This is a genomic window from Paenibacillus sp. 01T443, from assembly GCF_056398325.1.
This window is the reverse complement of sequence record NZ_JBFTPE010000010.1, coordinates 304,597-321,036: the sequence shown is the minus strand read 5'-3', so window position 1 is coordinate 321,036 and position 16,440 is coordinate 304,597. Positions and strand designations below refer to the sequence as shown.

General features: G+C 42.3%; 16 protein-coding genes and 1 pseudogene. 10 read left to right on the top strand and 7 right to left on the bottom strand.

The genetic code is table 11. The features are described from left to right. Positions 1-121: 121 nt before the first annotated feature. Entirely contained in the window at positions 122-961 is an 840-nt protein-coding gene (locus AC1DLI_RS20995) for a hypothetical protein (protein ID WP_477606056.1), read from the top strand. Continuing rightward, entirely contained in the window at positions 958-1,560 is a 603-nt protein-coding gene (locus AC1DLI_RS20990; protein ID WP_477606054.1) for a hypothetical protein, read from the top strand. Before AC1DLI_RS20995 ends, AC1DLI_RS20990 begins: the two co-directional genes overlap by 4 nt. A gap of 89 nt (positions 1,561-1,649) precedes the next feature. On the opposite strand, the gene AC1DLI_RS20985 is transcribed toward AC1DLI_RS20990, so the two are convergent. The 3 genes from AC1DLI_RS20985 to AC1DLI_RS20975 are packed head-to-tail and all read right to left on the bottom strand — an operon-like array spanning position 1,650 to position 5,469. Further along, positions 1,650-2,735: a GerAB/ArcD/ProY family transporter gene (locus AC1DLI_RS20985; protein WP_477606052.1), complete on the bottom strand. Its 1,086-nt coding sequence runs from the start codon at positions 2,733-2,735 to the stop codon at positions 1,650-1,652. After that, positions 2,732-3,910, bottom strand: coding sequence for a Ger(x)C family spore germination protein (locus AC1DLI_RS20980; RefSeq protein WP_477606050.1), 1,179 nt, complete (start codon positions 3,908-3,910; stop codon positions 2,732-2,734). The genes AC1DLI_RS20985 and AC1DLI_RS20980 overlap by 4 nt, the downstream gene beginning before the upstream one ends. Next, the gene (locus tag AC1DLI_RS20975; protein WP_477606048.1) at positions 3,910-5,469 is read right to left on the bottom strand and encodes a spore germination protein; all 1,560 of its coding nucleotides are present in this window, start codon (positions 5,467-5,469) and stop codon (positions 3,910-3,912) included. The genes AC1DLI_RS20980 and AC1DLI_RS20975 overlap by 1 nt, the downstream gene beginning before the upstream one ends. Before the next feature lie 277 nt (positions 5,470-5,746). Here AC1DLI_RS20975 and AC1DLI_RS20970 point away from each other — a divergent pair, with 277 nt between their 5' ends. Further along, on the top strand, positions 5,747-6,730 hold the full coding sequence (locus AC1DLI_RS20970; protein WP_477606046.1) for a phosphotransferase enzyme family protein: 984 nt from the start codon (positions 5,747-5,749) through the stop codon (positions 6,728-6,730). 19 nt (positions 6,731-6,749) lie between these two features. Continuing rightward, complete coding sequence (gene csaA / locus AC1DLI_RS20965) at positions 6,750-7,079, top strand: chaperone CsaA (RefSeq protein WP_477606044.1); 330 nt, start codon at positions 6,750-6,752, stop codon at positions 7,077-7,079. Between the two features lie 90 nt (positions 7,080-7,169). Here csaA and AC1DLI_RS20960 read toward each other — a convergent pair whose 3' ends face one another. Further along, positions 7,170-8,555, bottom strand: coding sequence for an MFS transporter (locus AC1DLI_RS20960; protein ID WP_477606042.1), 1,386 nt, complete (start codon positions 8,553-8,555; stop codon positions 7,170-7,172). Between the two features lie 112 nt (positions 8,556-8,667). Here AC1DLI_RS20960 and AC1DLI_RS20955 point away from each other — a divergent pair, with 112 nt between their 5' ends. Further along, a complete protein-coding gene (locus AC1DLI_RS20955) occupies positions 8,668-9,546 on the top strand; it encodes a LysR family transcriptional regulator (protein ID WP_477606040.1) in 879 nt (292 codons plus the stop codon). Between the two features lie 183 nt (positions 9,547-9,729). On the opposite strand, the gene AC1DLI_RS20950 is transcribed toward AC1DLI_RS20955, so the two are convergent. The 3 genes from AC1DLI_RS20950 to AC1DLI_RS20940 all read right to left on the bottom strand — a co-directional run bounded on the left by AC1DLI_RS20950 (position 9,730) and on the right by AC1DLI_RS20940 (position 12,132). Continuing rightward, positions 9,730-10,326, bottom strand: a complete 597-nt coding sequence (locus AC1DLI_RS20950) for a TetR/AcrR family transcriptional regulator (protein ID WP_477606038.1) — start codon at positions 10,324-10,326, stop codon at positions 9,730-9,732. Between the two features lie 166 nt (positions 10,327-10,492). After that, on the bottom strand, positions 10,493-11,305 hold the full coding sequence (locus tag AC1DLI_RS20945) for an SDR family NAD(P)-dependent oxidoreductase (RefSeq protein WP_477606036.1): 813 nt from the start codon (positions 11,303-11,305) through the stop codon (positions 10,493-10,495). A gap of 281 nt (positions 11,306-11,586) precedes the next feature. After that, on the bottom strand, positions 11,587-12,132 hold the full coding sequence (locus AC1DLI_RS20940; protein ID WP_477606034.1) for a TetR/AcrR family transcriptional regulator: 546 nt from the start codon (positions 12,130-12,132) through the stop codon (positions 11,587-11,589). Between the two features lie 251 nt (positions 12,133-12,383). Here AC1DLI_RS20940 and AC1DLI_RS20935 point away from each other — a divergent pair. The 5 genes and pseudogenes from AC1DLI_RS20935 to AC1DLI_RS20915 all read left to right on the top strand — a co-directional run bounded on the left by AC1DLI_RS20935 (position 12,384) and on the right by AC1DLI_RS20915 (position 16,432). Then, positions 12,384-13,367, top strand: a pseudogene (locus tag AC1DLI_RS20935) (aldo/keto reductase). 112 nt (positions 13,368-13,479) lie between these two features. Further along, positions 13,480-14,067 (top strand): SDR family oxidoreductase, encoded by a 588-nt coding sequence (locus AC1DLI_RS20930; RefSeq protein ID WP_477606032.1) that lies wholly within the window; start codon positions 13,480-13,482, stop codon positions 14,065-14,067. 65 nt (positions 14,068-14,132) lie between these two features. Next, the gene (locus tag AC1DLI_RS20925) at positions 14,133-14,495 is read left to right on the top strand and encodes a cyclophilin-like fold protein (protein WP_477606030.1); all 363 of its coding nucleotides are present in this window, start codon (positions 14,133-14,135) and stop codon (positions 14,493-14,495) included. A 216-nt stretch (positions 14,496-14,711) separates the two neighbouring features. Further along, on the top strand, positions 14,712-15,563 hold the full coding sequence (locus AC1DLI_RS20920) for an aldo/keto reductase (protein WP_477606028.1): 852 nt from the start codon (positions 14,712-14,714) through the stop codon (positions 15,561-15,563). Positions 15,564-15,907: 344 nt separating this feature from the next. Then, the gene (locus AC1DLI_RS20915) at positions 15,908-16,432 is read left to right on the top strand and encodes a hypothetical protein (protein WP_477606026.1); all 525 of its coding nucleotides are present in this window, start codon (positions 15,908-15,910) and stop codon (positions 16,430-16,432) included. The last annotated feature ends 8 nt before the right edge of the window (positions 16,433-16,440 follow it).

Sequence of the window (16,440 nt, the reverse complement as noted above, 5' to 3'; positions counted from 1 at the left end):
TAAAGGGCAGTTTTAAAATTGAATTGAAATCTGCATTTAATGGTTATTCAAAGGGAATTGCATTTACTTAATCTATATCCAAAAAAGTGGTAAACTGGATGAATGAGGAAGGGGGAGGACTTTGCATACGAACCCAAAGCTGAGACTGGGCAGTAAGCTCCTATGGCCGATTGTTGTGCTGTTGATTACGGCAAGCTGGGTCGGTAATGTATGGTATTTCCAATCCATGCAGCTGGAGAAACCGATCTTTTTGAAGCATTATATGATAGTAAACGGCAATCAGAGCGATTGGATCGAATTGACCTATTTGGAGAACAAAATGAAAGGCAGGAAGGTGACGGGGATCCAGCTGGAGGAGCTGCCGATGCTCCGATTTCGAATCGATCCGCATCCGAATTCTTACAGGCATCAAGTGCTCGGGAAGGCTTATGGAGAATGGAGAACCGAGGAAGCTGGGCAAATGGAGAAGTTACCGATCACGATCAAAGAAGCCACGGTATATTATAGCGAAGGGCAGCCCGAAAAGGTGCCGATCGGGGAAATCAACGTATTGTGGGAGCAGAAGGAGAGCTTGCTGGAAACGTCGTCAAGCAGAGGTTCCTCAGACGGTACTGGCCAATACAGCGTAACCGTCAAGCAGCCTCTTACCTTGGAACAAGTCGATTATAGCTTCAGCGACAGGCTTAGCTCTATGTTCGAGCTGACAATGGCCGGCAGGGATAGACCGATTCCACAGTTGCCAATCCGGCTGGCCGCCGGGGACCCGCTGACGTTTAACTACAAATGGACCATACCGGAGAATACACCGGCAGCCTTCGAGGTGTATAAAGCGTACATATTTCTTACCTTCAAGACTGAAGACGGAAAAACGATATACGACCGGCTTCCTATCAATTTCAATCTTTACCTGTACGAGAAGCAAATCAAGCGGCTGGTCCGCTCCGGAGGTGAGCTATCATGAACCCTTCCATGCGAAGCGCATTAAGGAGGCTCGGCTGGGGTCTTGTATTTCCGCTCGTTGATCTTCATTTGGGATCCTTCGATGTTCTCCCGGATATAATCGGATATATTATGATCCTTATAGCTTTAGGCCAGCTCGGAGCCGGGGATGGCGGATTCAAACAGGCACGCTGGCTCGCAGCTGTCCTCATCTTCTTATCTTTGCCGCAGCTCATTGTCAAAACGAGCATTGACATCAACCAGTTAACCGCCGCGCCGCTTGGAATGCATATTTACGTGCAAGGAACGGCCATTCTGCATGCTCTGCTCGCCTATCTGATTTTTCGAGGGCTGTATACGGTCGCAAGACCGATAGCCCCGCCGGAGCTGCTGGATGCCATTGTTAACAGGCAGAAACTCTACATGTCAGTGTTTGCTTCACAGCTTATCTTCTATCCGTTTCTGTTGAATTTGGAAGAAAGCTGGGCGAACTTGCTCCTTCTCATCGGGATATTCATTTTTGTCGCGGAGCTGCTGCTAATCCGGCTGCCGTTTCGTTTATCGCAAATAAGAAACACGCCTATAGATTATGGCGATAATCCGGGTACGTCACCGCTATAATACTGCAAATGCTCTATTTATTAAGCCAGCAGGCAGGATAGTTGGATCAACCATATTTATCGAACGAACGAGAAGTCGGAGCGAAATTGCTATTGTAACCTGTTTTTTTTACGAATGGTACCAATAATCCACAATAATAATGGAATGCCTACGAGATTTACAGGAAATATCACCGCAAGCCAAAACCTCGCGTAATGCATGGTGTCGATCGTGTTTCGCGGAAGAAGTGAAATTACAAAAACAATAGGCGCTATCAACCAAATGGTATGTTTCCATTTTTTTATATGAAATAATTGTGCGGTACCATAACTGGTTATGAAGAAATAAAGGGATAGTTTAATAAAAATACCGGTGATCCACAGTAAGACAACCAAAACATCGACGTTCTGGATAAACTCCATTACAGAAATATAGGTTACAGCGGAATAAAGGGGATAAAGAAATTTAGCCGGTAAATTCGGACCAAAGACCATAAGCAGTGTCAATGTCATTGCCAAAACGGCGATTGAAGCGGCTGCAACCCCGAATAAGGAAGAGATCATAGCTCGCTGGGGTTTAGACATAAAGGCTATTAACATGACCACCATAAAGGATTCTGATAGGAAGGAGGCAGGTATTAAGCTTCCTTTAACAATGGCTAAAAATCCCGTATTGGAATAAACAGGTAGTATTCTAAGCCAGTCCCAATCATTCACACTTAAAATAGTGACGAGAATACAGCCTGCCGCGCTAATAGGACCGATGATTTCGCTGCTACGACCGATACTTCTAAGACCACCGGTAGAGGTGACATATACGATAGCCCCTAACATAATAAGAATAATAACCCATAGTGGCGTCGAACTAAATAAGGCAATATAGACAAAATCCGCATATTCCCTTAAAATGATTCCGGTTACGGAAATCCATATCAAAAAGTAAGGAACGAGTATGATTTTTCCTAACCACTTTCCGAGAATCGTCTGAGTGTATTGAATGAAGGTTTGATCCGGGTAAAGGAGGCTTAATTTAACTGCAACAAATGTTGTGAATAGGCATATCAGGGCTGCGAGGATCAGTGAAATCCAAGCGTCTTGTTTGGCAAGAAAAACGGGCTGGGAGACAGTGAAAATGGCTGTCATCCCAAATTCCATCGTGAAAATCAGCCAAAATAGCTGATAGCCGGAGATTTTCATTTTTTAATCTCACTTTCCTGTAATTGGAGCGGTGACCCGACTAAGCCAATATGTTTTAAATTTATTTTTACAATGACTGTGACTTCTATGTCTGGAAAAATAGTATCCCACTGTCCTTTTAATTTGTTCCATTCCCTTGGATGCTGACGATTAAAGGTCTGATTGAAACCAAATACATCAGTGCCAAATTGTTTCTGAACTTTAGTGACCATTTCAAGAACATGCTCGCTGGTTTTCATGTTGATCTTATTCTGAACAAGTTTTAAATTTTTCTGCTCGCTAAGGTCCAAATTCGTATTATTTTCTCCAACATGTCCCAATCCAGTTAGCTCTATCTCCATCTTTACCTTATGTTGTGGCGATATGCTGCTCTTTATTTTGCTTCCAAACTTTGTAACGATGATGCCAACATCCCCATCTGCTTCTGGAATATTTTCCACAATGTCCAAGTAAGATATTCTTCTGAGAATCCACTGCCGATAAGCGCCTTCAACAAAATTTAAATAACCAACTAATTTATACTTGTGATTAAAAATAGCGCGGCCATAAAATCGGATCGTTTTTTGCGGAGAGTCCCCCTGCACAATGTCTACTGCAGGCAAAGTCGGTGAGCTTCCTTCGGCACTTGAGGCCATTATAAAGTCGAGATAGGATGTGCCCGTAGTTCCTCCAACCGCTTTATGTATTTTGAGTGCCGCGACGGAAGGGATTTTCTCAAAAGGGTAGGGCACTTGCAAAGCTTCCAAGCCTGTATTTCCCTTGACCACCCAAATGTCCAGTCGAATTCGATTGCCAGGATCTCGAGAAAACGCATCAAGTATATCTTTGATTCCATTTTTAGCCAGATCTTCTCCAACGTAATAATTGCGTCGATGACCGCGAGTTATAATTCGAGAAAGCTTTTGTCGCGCTTTTTGAATGGATTCAAGAATACTTTTACCGCTGCCCGTCTCAATAAAGTACGGTTTATCCCCACCAGCTCCTCCTTGTGAGCTTTGTCCTGCTCTGGAGGGTACAATAAATTGAGCGGCAGTTAAAAAGGTCCCGTCCTTCTTAATATCAGCCGATGCGGCAAGATCAAATGCTCTGTCCGAAAGTTCTTCACGATCCCAACAACCTGTAGTTAAAGCGATACAGAGTATCAAAAAAATGAAGGCTGTCGGGCGATGGTTCATTATGCTTCGTCTCCTTGGTTCCCACCTGGTTTTTGACCTTTGGGAATTCGTAATTTATTTCGGGCAGAACCGGATAACGGTATTGTATTCATACTCCACCTTGGCGCGCGGATTAATACATCCTTTAATTCCGATCTTGTCAGTGGAGCTATCGGGCTTAAATAGGGGACTCCAAATGACTCCAGATTCGTAAGGTGAATGAGAAGGAATACAGATGCCATAGTAACTCCGTATAATCCGAACATCCCTGAAAAAATGAGCATCGGAAAACGGAGCATTCGAAATGCCATTCCCATACTGTATCTTGGGGTGATAAGAGAAGCAATTCCTGTCAGAGAAACAACAATGACCATTGGTGCCGATACGATCCCTGCCTGAACTGCTGCTTGGCCAATAACTAGAGCCCCAACGATACTGACTGCTGAACCAGCCGGCCTCGGCATTCGTATTCCAGCCTCGCGTAAGCCCTCGAATAAAAATTCCATCAAAAGTGCTTCAATGACCGCCGGAAAGGGAACCCCTTCACGAGCAGATGTGATGCTGAGTAAAAAATTAGTAGGTAACAATTGTGGATGAAACGTCGTGATTGCAACATACATAGAAGGTAAGAATAGTGAACTTATAACCAATAGCATTCGCAACCAACGGATAAGGGTTGCGTATATAAATCGCTCATAATAATCATCAGCCGACTGAAATGCGCTCCATAGGGAACAGGGTACGATCAGTACAAAAGGTGTGCCATCGATGAAAATCGCTACTTTTCTTTCTGCAAGGCTTGAGGCAACAATATCCGGGCGTTCGGTGTTCTGCACTTGCGGGAATAACGTGAATGGGTGATCTTCTATGAACTCCTCAATAAAATTCCCGCCAAGCACGGTATCGATTTGAATTTGACTGATTCGTTTTCGAACTTCTTCAATGATCGAATCTTTTGCGATGCCTTCAACGTAGGCGATGACAATAGTGGTTTTCGAAAGATTGCCGACGGTCATGGACTCCATTTTAAGATCAGCGCTTTGAATTTTCCTGCGAACTAGGCTTGTATTCACAGTAATGTTTTCTGTAAAGCCCTCTCTTGGACCCCGAAGAGTAGTCTCACCTGTGGGCTCTTCAATGGCTCGCTGCTCGAAGCCTTTCAATTCAGCGATAACTGCATTGGTTACTCCATCCGATAGGATTACTACATTAGCGGATAAAATACCTTGTAGAATATCACCCATTTTCTCCGTTGTTTTTGTTTTTGCGATGGAAACCAGCTGCTGCTCTAACATCAAATCTACAGAGGTTAAATCCGCCAATCCGGGACGGGGAGTTTCTAACATCCAAGGTTTTAACAATATGTTATCTAATGCCTTGGTATCCACCATACCATCCAAATAAACCAATAGAACATTGATTTGTCCGAAAATTTGTATACGCCGGAAGGCAATATCATAACAATTTTTAAAAATATTTCTGATTACGAGTTCATTATCCTCTAAAGATTTGCTTATCGGGTCACTGAGTGATTTTTCAGGAGATGTACTGTTAGAACTTGAATTTTGTGCAGTAGGCATGGCATTTCACCTCCTTTAGAACGTTCACGACACAAATTAACTGGTGATTATTAGCAATACTTTAACATTTCACAAACAACGTTGAATTATTCATATTTTGAAAGTGTGAGTCTGATATCCCGCCAACTGCCAAATGAAAGAGGCTGCCGGCATGAGACGGCAACCTCTTTTGGTTAAGGGTCAAGATAGTTTAATTAAAGTTGTTATTTACTAACCGAAAATAATTGATTTCGATTAAAATAAACCTAATTGCCTTTAAAGGGTGGATGAGGAAAAAATGAATAAAAAGATTATGCGACTATACAATCAAGATATATTGAAACAAGCAGCGGAACGTTATGGCATTTGCAAAGACACAATACTCGATTTAAATGGTTTTCAAAACTTCGTATACTCTGGGATGGCTGGAGATCGTGAAATTATTCTAAGAATTGCCCATATCACACATCGGAATGAAGCATTAACGAAAGCTGAATTAGATTTTGTCATGTTTCTATGGGAGTCCGGAGTAGAAGTTGCTAGGCCGATTAAGTCTTTAAAAGGTGATATCCTTGATACAATTGATGATGCTTTTGTTGTCACAGCCTTTGAGAAGGCCCCTGGCCGGCATGCAAACATTGCCGAAGAGAGCAATGCTTTTTATGAGAATATAGGTCGATTGGTTGGAAAAATACACAAGCTTTCACGTCTCTATATCCCTCAGCACTTTCACTTTCGCTACGAATGGGTTGAAAATGCATACTTAACTTCTTTTAAAAACTATTGCCCTCCAGAATTAAATGACAGTTTCGACAGAATAATAGGTGAAGTGAGCACGCTTTCCAGAGATAAAGATACATATGGCCTCATTCATGGAGATGTCAGCAGCGGTAATTATCTAAATAACGGGGATAAGGCTCATCTTATCGATTTTGATCAGGCGGAATACAGCTGGTTTGTATCTGATATAGCTGCACCATTATTTTACGAAATTCCTATCCCATGGGTTGTGAATGGAGAGGTAAGGAAGGAGATTACAAAGCGTTTTTTCTCCAATCTCTTAAACGGTTATGGTAGAGAAAGTACTTTAAGTGAAGAATGGTTAAAGAAAATACCACTATTCATTGATTTAAGGCAAGCAATCGTTTTATCCGCGCTTTATAGAAGCAGAGATTTTAATGCTCCTGATTGGAGTGAATGGGATGAGCAAGCTCGGCGGTTTTATTATTTTAACATGCTGAATAACACACCATATATTGATCTGGACTTTTCGCGAATTTAAAATTGGGGGAGTAATGATCGTGGCAACAATTGAGGATTTTTTAAAGTTAGATATGCGTATCGGTACTGTGACTAAAGCAGAACCTTTTCCAGAAGCACGAAAATCTGCAATAAAATTAGAGATTGATTTTGGTGAAATCGGTATTAAACGCTCTTCTGCGCAATTAACGAAAAGATATGAACCAGAACAACTTATTGGCCAACAAGTAGTCGCAATAGTAAACTTTCCAGTCAGGCGAATTGCTGGTTTTGAATCTGAAGTGTTGGTAATTGGAGGCGTTCCAGAGGAAGGGGATGTTGTATTACTAAAACCAGATGCACCAATTAAAAATGGTACACCAATTGCCTAAAAGTACAAACTATCAGGCAACCGATTAAACCAGCTACCTTTAGTTTAGAAGAAATTTTAATGATATAAGTTGAATTTGAACTTGGTGTACCTACGATTCTTCCAATTGCCCTGACTCCCGACGCCGCCAACTCATGAATACAAAGGACAAAGCTATTACTGTGAGGATAGCCCCAAGCAGTCGAAAGCCTCCAACGCTGAACTTATCCCCCATTACGACACCTAGCAACAATGAAGATAGAATGGTGCCCAGGTATCGCGATGTCATAAATACTCCGGATGCTACACCGATAATTTCTTTTGGAGAACTATTGAATAAGGCCGCTTGCATAGCGACATTGTTCAAGCCGTTGCTAATACCGAATGCAGCTAACGCCATACACACACTGACAACCGGTGAAGTTTGATTTAATGTCGCTAACCATACTGACCCAAGTGTCATCAGTATTCCGGATACTAGCAATGCTGGTCGAGGTCCTGATTTATCGATCCATCGTCCTGCTATTGGGGAAATAACGAGCGAGCACAAACCCAAGCTTAGCATGAGAAAACCTGTCTGAAATTCGCTGAAATGACGAACCATTTGCAAGTAGGACGGAAGCCCAAAAAAGAGCGAGTAATAAAGTACGTTAACGAGTATGAATTCGACATTGATCCAGGTCATCGCAGGATATTTGGCGAATGTGCGTAAAGGAATAAAGGGTGACGTCGCTTTTAACTCATGTCTAACGAAAACCCAAAGTGAGACGAGGCCTATCAATCCGACACTGACATTCCCGAATGAGACATGCCTAGATGATTTTACTGAGAGTACTCCAACGAGCAGGGCAACCAGACCCACTGTGAAGAGAAGGACTCCTGACGCATCAATCAAATCAAACCATTTACGAAAGGACAAGCTGTGTGCAACGGATGTTGGCGGTTCGTCCTTAGGTATATTCCTCCAAGCGAATAGAAAGCTCGTTACCACGAACGGAATATTGACGAAAAAGATGGCAGGCCAATCCCACCAGTGAATCAAGACCCCGCCAATAAAGGGGCCAATTGCTGCTGCTCCTGATAGGAATATGGACAAAACTGACAGCGCAGTCGCTCGTTTCTCTGTAATATGAATTCGCACAATGGCCATTCCAACTGAAACCATCATGCTTGTTCCGATGGATTGCACAATGCGGAACACGATGAGCCACCCAAAGTTTGGTGATAGTGGAGCTAATAATGAAGCAATGAAGGCTACAACAAGCCCGGTAAGAAATATCTTCTTGCGACCGAATAAATCACTGGCTTTTCCCATGACAGGTTGAGCGATAGCGCTGGCAATGTAAAAAGAGAAAATAATCCAGGAAACAGATGTAAAGTCTAGGCGGTACACATTTTGCAGTCTTGGAATAGCAACAGAAATCATGGAAGAATTTAATGGGTTCAAAAGTACCCCCAGTCCAACGGAAATCATCAGCCACTTGCTGCGAATATTCATTTTCGGTCCCTCCCAAAGTGTATTAATGTCATCGTACTTGAAATCGATTATTCATTCCAACGCATTTCATGTTATGATTTCATTGATTTGAGGGAATGAGTGGGGGTGCGAAATGGAACTTCTTCAATTGCAATATTTTCAAGCGGTAGCTCGATTGGAACATGTGACTGAAGCTGCACGAAGTCTACACGTTACTCAATCGTCACTAAGCAAAACGATTCAACGCTTAGAAGAGGATCTAGGGGCTCCTCTATTCGATCGAATAGGGAGGAAGCTGCGATTAAATGAGTTCGGAAGCAGATTCCTTCGCCGTGCAGAAAGGGCTTTGTTTGAATTGGAACAGGGGAAGCAGGAGATTCGCGATTTATCCAGCCCGGAACATGGCACACTGGAATTGGCGGTGACCACCGCAAGCACTTTACCAAATATCCTTAGGGAGTTTCGGAAAAAGCGGCCCAATATCCAATTTCATGTGAAAATGCTGACCACGCAGGAAATGGTTACGCTTCTTCATAGAGGAGAGGTAGATTTATGCTTGTCCTCGCCTCCTGTACAAGGGGATGACATTGAGTGTCAAATCGTGTTCATCGACCCAATTCTCGTAGCTGTTCCAGAGGGACATCGGCTGGCGGATCGAAGCAGCGTATCCTTGGCAGAACTAAGGGATGAATGGTTTGTCGGTGTAAAGAGAGGCTACGGTACTCGCGATTTAGTGGATTCAATATGCAAATCGGTTGGCTTTGTACCTAAATATGTGTATGAAGGGGATGAACCTGCAAGGCTAAGCTCTCTTGTGGAAGCAGAAATTGGCATTGCATTCATACCAAGCACGGCAAGGAATTCATGGGAGCGTATTAAATATCTTCAAGTAGAGAATCACGAGTTAGTACGAGAGATAGCTTTATTATGGCATAGGAGTCGGTACATTTCGCGGGCTGCTCTGGAATTCCGTGAGGTAGTTGTAGAATATTTTGGAGCGAAATCCAAATGAAAACGGCAGCTCAGTATCCGGCTGCCGTTTCTTCGTGCTTATTAAGCTATCGTTTCCGTTATTCGAACAGTGAACCTGAGAAACCACGACCGGCTTGACGATTGCGGTCTTTATTCCGCTCGGTAGTCAACAGAACAGGGTGAAAAACCTTCGCAGGACTATGGCAGCGATTAGTTGCCTGTCTCATTGCTTTAAATCTTCATTTATATACCGGAAAAGCTGTTCTCTAATCACTATTATGGACGAGCTGGCAGGAAAAAGCTTTCGCATTAGGAGCGCCCCTTCAACAGTGGAAAGGATATATAATGCAGCCTCTTTAGAATCGGTATGAGGTCGAATTTCGTTCATTGTCATGCCTTTGATTACAATACTATCTAGTAAACCCAATAATCGATTCATAGCTTCTTGCGCATGTTCAAACAAGGGAGCTGATACCGAATCCGCTTCGACAGCTGCATTTGCAATGGGACAACCACCGGGGAAATCCAAATCAAAATAAAATTCAACGAAAGCGAGCAGTTGATTAATGGAAGTCGTTTCCGATTCGAGAGCTGACTGAATACGCTCATCGACGAGATCACAGCAATATTTGAATGATTCGATCAAAAGCTCTTCTTTATCTTTGAAATGGTTATATAAACCACCTTTTTGTAATCCCGTTACATCCGTAATTTCAGCTAAAGAAGTTGTCAAATAGCCTTGACGGTTCAGTAATAGAGCAGTTTTTTCGATAACATACTGCTTTGTTTTTTCACCTTTTCGGATCTTAATTCCCTCCATTCAAGACTAATCGTTCATTTTATTTTAAGAATAGACGGTTGGAACTCAAAAAACAAGAAATCGTTCGCATAAAGTAAAACAAAAAAACGCTTCGACCTCAGCCGCAGCGTTTTTTTACTTTCAGTCTTTCACCAATATTGACTAGCGGCACATCAGGCTGACGAATTTAATCTGCATCCATTGATAATTTTTCCCAAGCGGTAATTTCTTCAATTCTTTTGGTAAAAGCGTTCCGGATACTTTGGGATGCGAAGGAACCCACAGGGAAATGAAGGGGAGGATTCTCGCTGTTAATCATTTCGATAATCGTCTTCACAGCTTTGGCCGGATCGCCTATTTTCATGGATGAAATACCATTGTTATAGGCTTCATATACAGAATCATATTCAGGTTTTCGGTCGGTATGCTGCAGAGAATGTCCCAAAAAGTCGGTTGCAAATACAGCTGGCTCAACGATCGTTGTTTTGATGCCGAATCCTGCAAGTTCAATAGCCATTGCTTCTGAGAAACCTTCTACGGCGAATTTCGATGCCGCATAGAGGCTGAATGGAGGCATGGCCCATGTTCCAAAAAAGGATGAAATATTGATGTAATGTCCTGCGTTCTGCTTCTTAAACGTAGGAAGGGTTGCACGGATGATATCCAATACGCCAAACACATTGACATCAAATTGTTTTCTAATCTGCTCATCTGAGTATTCTTCAATCATCCCGTAGAGTCCGTAACCGGCATTGTTGACTACAATATCGATCCTTCCGAATCGGTTAATGGATTCTTGAACGGCTGAATTGATTTGATCTTTGTTGGTGACATCAAGCGCCACAATGTGAACATTGTCAGGAGATATCGATTTGAAATCGGCAATTGCTTCTATAGTGCGCGCTGTAGCAATAACTTTATCATCTGTTTGGAGCAGTTGCTCGACAAACTGTCGGCCGAACCCTGTTGAAGTACCTGTAATAAACCATACTTTACTCATTGATAATTCCTCCTTAGATTATGAAGCGAATGGCTTGCGAAGTGCGAATATGAATTCCTATAAAGGGATGCGACTATATTTATTAAAAAAAGACAGACCGTTCATTTTTATTATATCTTTCTATGCGTATTAGTCAACTAAAAAAATCTGAAAGTTAAAACTGCCAGAAAATAATAAAGGCCACCCTATTGGGGTGGCCTTTTGACTTGTCGATACAATAAGACTGGTGAACTATTGGCTGCAAGGTAGGGGGAAACGATAGTTGGGGAGCCCGCCTGCAATTATACAATCCTCTCAATCATTATCCCCACTTGTTCTGCCATGGCACGTGGCGGATAAGGCATTTCATTTTTGAACCACCATTCCACTACCTCTATGTAAGCCCCCGCAATAAACCGAAGAAGAATATCATTATTTAATCCATGATTTTTTCCTTCTGATGTATTCACTTCACCTTTTAATCCTTCTATGACGAACTCTAGAAACAGGCTGCGAAATGAAGAGGCTCCTTGACTGACTAACATCGTCGAAAAGAATAAATAATTACGTTCAAGGTATTCGAACCAGACCTGACCCCCGTCTATAAAATCCATTTCTGATGATGAATCGCGCAATTCCCGTAGTTCGTTAATATGTGCTTCAATGAGCTTATCCAGCAAATCAAATTTATCCATGTAATGAAGATAGATGGTTCTTCGGCTAACATTTGCCCTGTCGGAAATATCTTGTATCGTTATTTGATTAAACGTTTTTTCAGACATCAGTTCAATTACAGCTTTTTTTATCGCTTCTTGAGATTTAATTATTCTTCTATCCACTTTGGACACTGTGAGGTTCACCAAACTTTCTTAATAAATAATTAGCAATATTGATCGATTTGTGCACTAATTCACGAATCGTGTTCTTTTAGTAATTGCAGGCATTCTGTGTCTATTTATAATAATAAACAGATGTCACATAATACACCAATGATACCTAATGTATTAATGTAAATTTTCTTAAGGACATCAAATTACGCACGCTTCATGTTTTAAATAGGGAAGGAAATAACAACTATACGAGGGTGAGGAATAATCAAATGGAATATGTGAAACTAGGAAATACTGGCTTGGATGTCTCTCGGATTTGTCTTGGCTGTATGAGCTTTGGTATACCAGAACGTGGATTTTTCCCATGGGCACTGAATGAGGAACGCAGTCGCCCTATGATCAAAAAAGCCATTGAATTGGGTATCAATTTTTTTGATACGGCGAATGTGTACTCAAACGGATCTAGTGAGGAAATTACTGGACGGATTCTAAAGGATTATGCCAATCGGGATGAAATTGTCCTCGCGACGAAAGTTTTTTACCCAACGAGTGAAGGTCCCAATAGTGCCGGACTTTCCCGTAAGGCAATTATGAGTGAAATTGATAAAAGCCTTAAGAGATTAGGAACAGATCATGTAGATCTTTATTATACCCACCGCTGGGATCCTAACACTCCCATTGAAGAGACGATGGAAGCATTGCATGATGTTGTGAAAGCTGGAAAGACAAGATATATAGGTGCATCCTAAATGTACGCATGGCAATTTTTAAAAGCACAGCATGTCGCTGAACGTAACGGTTGGACTCGGTTTGTAGCGATGCAGAATCATTACAACCTCATGTACCGTGAGGAGGAGAGGGAAATGCTGCCGCTTTGTAAGGAAGACAAAATCGGGGTGATTCCGTGGAGCCCGCTGGCGGCAGGAAGATTGGCACGACCTTGGGGGGAAATGGACGACCGCGCCAAAGTAGATGAAATCGGAAAAAGTATTTATGGTTCAACAGCCGATTCTGATCAAAAGGTCGTTGAACGTGTAGCGGAAATAGCTGAAAAACGTGGTGTACCGATGCCTCAAATTGCACTTGCATGGCTGCTTAATAAGGAACCGGTAACTGCTCCTGTTGTAGGTACGACAGAAATATCCCACATCGAAGATGCGGTGGCTGCACTATCGACTAAATTGACGGCTGAAGAAATTGCATTACTGGAAGAGGCATATGTTCCGCATCCTGTGCTTGGTATGACGTTCTAATAATATATTTTCATGTCTTAGTCCGCCGCTGTTTCTACTATTGGATCAGTTTGAAACCTTTTTCAACGAACTATAGCTATACTTTAAAATAAAAATTAAGGGAGTTCTGAATATGAGTAATGTGTTAATCATTGGCGCAAACGGTGGAATTGCTCGTCATGCAATCGATTTATTCCTTAACGACACTGATGCCGGGCTGACACTGTATCTGCGTAACTCAAGCAGACTAAAAAATATGGAGTCCAATCGTGTTCGAGTCATGGAAGGCGATGTGATGGATATTGAAAACCTGAAGGAAGCCATGACAGGACAGGATGTTGTCTATGCTAATTTAGCAGGCCATTTGGAGGAAATGGCTAAGAACATCGTGGAAGCTATGTATGCGTCTGGTGTGAAACGCCTCATTTTTATCAGCTCCATGGGCATTTATGATGAAGTTCCTGGCGAGAAGTATGGCAGTATTCTAAATCCATATCGCAAGTCGGCTGAAGTTATTGAATCCTCTGACCTCGACTATACGATCATTAGACCCGCATGGTTTACGAATTCAAATGAAATTGACTACGAGACAACACAGAAAGGCGAGCCATTTAAAGGTTCGTCCGTATCGCGAAAAAGCGTTGCACAATTGATTGTTAAGTTGGCGACAAATCCTGAACTGGATGTTCGTAACAGCTTAGGAGTGAATAAACCTGAATAAGCGGGGATAGCCGTTAGAATAGCTATAAATAATATGTGAAAAACAACGGAATGGAGGAGATAACGATGGGGAAATCAATAAAACTAACTTTAGACGGAAAAGAATATACAGTGACACTAAACGATAACCGTACAGCAGAAGAAATATTAAATATGTTACCGATGGAATTAACATTACAAAGATATGCTGATCACGAATACTACAGTTCACTTCCCAAGAAGCCGTCAATTAAGGGAGTTCCTATGACATCAGATGCACATGCGGGCGGCATTTACTACTATGACGGCTGGAGTGCATTTACAGTACTTTTTGGTGACGCACACATTGCTCCTTTTGAAGTCGTGCATATCGGAGACGTGAATGAGGATGTCATCTCTCCATTAACCTCAGCGGGTGTTACTATAGTTGCTGAAATTGAGATTAATTAGTAACTTTCGAGTTTTGATAATACAAGGGGCGTTCAAAGCTTTGCTCCTTGCTTTCACCATTTTCCAGGATTCGTATCTCGCAATCACTTGACTTCGTGTTACTCGAAGGTAGTAAGCTTACAACTGCATAAAAGCGTGTTGAAGCTGTAAATCCCAAAAACAGTGGATGAAAAATGAGTGATTTGCGACATCATATTAATAACAGGAGGATTTCATATGCAAAAAGTAATCTTGAACAATGGTGTTGAAATGCCTATACTCGGGTTTGGTGTTTATCAGATTCCAGATCCCGCTGAATGTGAACAAAGTGTTTATGAAGCCCTCATGGCGGGCTATCGTCTGATCGATACCGCTGCTGCTTATCAAAATGAAAAAGCGGTTGGACGAGCGATCAAACGGAGCGGCGTGCCAAGAGAGGAAGTGTTTATCACTACAAAACTCTGGGTTCAGGATACCGGTTATGAGAGCACCAAGAAAGCATTCACCAAATCACTGGAACGACTGCAAGTGGATTATTTGGATTTGTATTTAATTCACCAGCCATTCGGGGATGTCTATGCTTCCTGGCGTGCTATGGAGGAATTGTACCGAGAAGGAAAGATAAGGGCCATCGGGGTAAGTAACTTCCAGATGGATCGCCTGGTTGATTTGTTGACTCATAATGAAATCATTCCAGCCGTAAACCAAGTTGAAACTCATCCTTTCTGCCAGCAAATCGAAAGTGCCAGGATGATGAAAGAAAATAAGGTTCAGATCGAGTCTTGGGCGCCTTTTGCTGAAGGAAGAAATAACATGTTCCAGAATGAAGTTTTAGTATCATTAGCTGAAAAGTATAATAAATCCGCTGCTCAAGTGATTTTACGTTGGTTAACACAAAGTGATGTCGTTGTCATTCCTAAGTCCGTTAATAAGGAAAGAATCATCGAGAACATCAATATCTTTGACTTTGAATTAAGCCAAGAGGATATGCGAACGATTGCTGGGTTAGATACGAAAGAGAGCTTGTTCTTCTCACATAACGATCCTGAAATTGTGAAATGGATCGGTACCGCTAAATTTGATATTTAATTCGCTTATTCAACATAGCGAGTTGAAGTACGGAGTTGGCAGGAGACGTTAGTTCAATAAACAGCGGCAGTCTAGGACTTTATTTCGTATTATTAGGTCAACCGGAGTTTACTGGTTGGCCTTTTTTCTTAGGCGTCATATGATGGCGGTGGCCGAGAGAAAGTGGAATTTATTGAGGTCAACCCCGTCGTCGCCGAAGCTATGTATTTTTTCGTGAGCGCACCCTTCTTTCAGCCAACTTTCAGCCCATATTTATTTTCCTATAAGTCGGGGCTAATCTATGTTTCAGAGAAGAGTTTTATAGTTAGCTTGTACGATAAAACAAGACGGGAGGAGGTGGCAGCTTGAAAACGAATCGTATCGTATGGTGGTCGCTGTTCGGGATTGCCGGGTTCTTGGCGGTGCTGCTGCTGTTGAAGGCAATTACGCTATTTGGCCATACCAACTATGTTTATATTCAACAAGGCCCGGGCAGGGGGGGACATGGCGCTTCTTTTGTATTACGAAAGATTGAGCATCAACAGTCTCTGGCGTTTTTGGCAGCCGCATGGATTGCCTTAAAGTTTGCGGTGCTTGCTGCGGCAATTTGGATGTGGTCGAAGTCGTCCGGCATACTTAGAGGTATAAGCACGGTTGTTGCGGGACTCGCGCTTATGAGTCTGTTATCTCCGATATGGGGAGCGCTGCTCGTTATCGCCTTGCTTATTTTGAAGTCCAAAAACAAAAGCAATGATGAGCTTGCAGCACGAGGTGAGGCATGGCATGACAGCGGCCGACTGTTTACTGGCGGAGAATCAATGCAATATGTGAATATGTCTTCCAAAACCGGAAGTTTTCTGGATGATTGGGAACGCAAAACAAGAAATTAAATTTGTGC